The organism is Methylobacterium sp. V23, assembly GCF_002917135.1.
GTDB lineage: Bacteria > Pseudomonadota > Alphaproteobacteria > Rhizobiales > Beijerinckiaceae > Methylobacterium.
In genome coordinates, this window is the sequence record NZ_PDHT01000099.1 from 1 (window position 1) to 2,493 (window position 2,493).

2 pseudogenes are annotated in these 2,493 nt (G+C 63.1%); one reads left to right on the plus strand and one right to left on the minus strand.

Annotated features, from left to right (window positions below):
- The first annotated feature begins 362 nt into the window (after positions 1–362).
- Positions 363–1,364: pseudogene (locus CRT23_RS27395) on the plus strand (transposase).
- A 43-nt stretch (positions 1,365–1,407) separates the two neighbouring features.
- Here the strand turns inward: CRT23_RS27395 and CRT23_RS27400 are convergent.
- Positions 1,408–2,401 (minus strand): annotated as a pseudogene (locus tag CRT23_RS27400) (transposase); the annotation flags it as partial.
- Between the last annotated feature and the right edge of the window lie 92 nt (positions 2,402–2,493).

The window sequence follows — 2,493 nt, forward strand, 5'->3', positions numbered from 1 at the left end:
TGGCACCCGAGACCAGGGTGGTGGCGTCATCATCGAGGTAGAGCTGCTTCTCGCCATTCGTTGCAAGGTTGCGCAGGCCGCCGAGGAAGGTGGTGTTCCAGGGTGCGTTAGCACCACTAGTAAGGGTTGAGCGGTTGAATTCGTCACTGAAAGTAAGGGTTTTGCCAGGAAAATTCATTGCATCTCTTCGCAAATAAGGAATATATACTTCATTTCGCCAGTCTTCATTGGTGCATGGCGTGCAATTATGGCTGCGCTATGTCGGGGAACGAAAGCTCCGTACACCCTCATAGATGGCCCGCCCCTCACCGTGCTGCGCTGCCAGGTTTGCAGTGTAAATCAGATGAGGGATAAGCAGAGCGATGGCCATCGCTCTGCTCTGGATCGATTGGGGCAAGAAAAGCTGTTGTCTTGTTGAGCAGGACGCGACCGGTCGGGTCGCCCTGCGACGGCGGATGCGGCGCGAGACGGTGATTACCTTCAGTGAGACGCATCCGGCCTGCGTCATTGCTATGGAGGCGTGCTGTGGCGCGCATCACATGGGCTGGGCGCTCTCTGCTCAAGGCCTTACCAGCCGGCTGATGCCGCCGAAATACGTGCGCCCCGACATCAAGGCCCAGGAGAACAACGACCGCGACGCGGAGGGGATCACTGAGGCTACCGGCCGTCCGGCTATGCGCTTCGTGACTTTCAAGTCAGAGGCGCAGCTCGCCATGCAGACCCTGCACAATGTACGGGACCAACTCGTTGGCGAACGGACGGCTTTGATAAATCAGATCCGCGCCATCCTGCTTGAGCGCGGCCACAGCCTCCCGCAGGGGGCGCGCCGAGCTCGCCGCCCGCCCGGACTCCATGCTCGATCCAGACGCCGCCCCTGACCTCACGCCACGCATGCGCAGCCTACTGGTGGATGTGCGCGAGCGCTGGCACGCGAACTCAATGCCACGGCGCCGGTCGCGGCGATCGGTGAGACGGCCATCTTCGCCCGCGGGCGTGATTTGGCGGCGTCGTTTGGGCTCGTGCCGCGGCAGGTCACGACCCACGGACGGCCCAAACTCGTCGGCATCTCCAAGCGCGGCAGCAAGTACCTGCGCAAGATGCTGATCCAGGGTGCACGGGCCGCGATGCCGAACGTTCGCAAATATGATCTGCGGATCGCCCTGTTGCTGCGGGGCCTGGTGGCCCGGACGCGTGCCAACACCGCCGATGTGGCGCTGGCAGCCAAAATGGCCCGGATCGTCTGGGCACTGCTGCGCCACGAACGCGTCTACGAGGTGGCGGCCATCCCCGTCGGAACCGAGCTCGGTTGGCGAGACTTCGCCTGCCTTCCCATCTCTACATATGGTGAGAGGAAGATGGCTTGACACTGTTCTCCCGCTGCCGGATGTCCACCTGTCCAGCCAGTCAGAGCGTACGCCGGAGCCGGGCGTTGCGATACTTGGACAGCCTGGTATGGCCGCGGAATGTGCCGGACTGCAGGGTGGCCAGATCCAGCCCGCAGAACTTCAGGAACTGGCGGTGATGACTGAAGCGGCGCAGATCACCAGCCTCGGCCAGGATGGTCAGGGGGTTGATCGCACGAATGCGGGGAATGCAACGCAGCAGCTTGTAATCCGAGCTGTCCGTCAGGAGAGCGTTGGCCTTGGCCCCGATGGCGGCGCGCTGCTGGATCAGGCCGCGCACCTCGCCGATGACGAGCTGGAACATGCTGACCGCCGGAGCATCAGACGTCACCGGCGGGTCGATCGAGTTGCAGGCCGTCTCGTAGATGTCGCCGAGCAAATGGGCCTTGGCGACCTTGCGCCCAACAACGTCCCAGGCAGCGGCGACGAACGCTTGCTTCCTCAGCGCCGTGGTGCTGTCAGGCGTGGGGAAACGATCGAGGAAGACGAAGAAGTAGTCCGAGCGGCTGTTGTGCCGGAAGCGGGCGACCTCCCGGAACGTAGAGCGGCAGGTCGTGGGTCAGGATCCGGTGCAGTACCTCGGTCTTGGCTTTCGAGACGGCATCATGCGTCTTGGAGAGTTCCTAGACGTCGTTGATCCCGGCGGCGAGCGGATCCTCATAGACCTGCGTCGCACCGATGCGGATCATGTGAAGCATGGCCTGCGCATCCTTGGGGTCGTTCTTGTCCCAGCCGTTGTGCAGCGCCTCGCGGGTGCAAGCGAGCGTTACGGACCAGATCAGGCGCACGAAAAAGCCGGCCTGGAGCAAGCGCCAGGCGATCGGACGATGGTAGTTGGCGCCGGTCGCCTCGATGCCGCAGGTCACCCGCTGACCGAGATTGGACAGGATCGCGATCAGACGATCGTGCTCGGCACGGGTGTTGAGAACGCTCAGCCGCCGACGGCGAAGGTCGGGCACCCCGATCGGGATCTCATTTCGAGCTTTGGCGGCATCAATGGCGACGTGTGCGCCGGCTGGCGGCGTAAGCCTGGATGTCGAGGGCGGCGAACAGGTCGGTCGTACCCTGGCGACGATAATCGTGAGTTCGG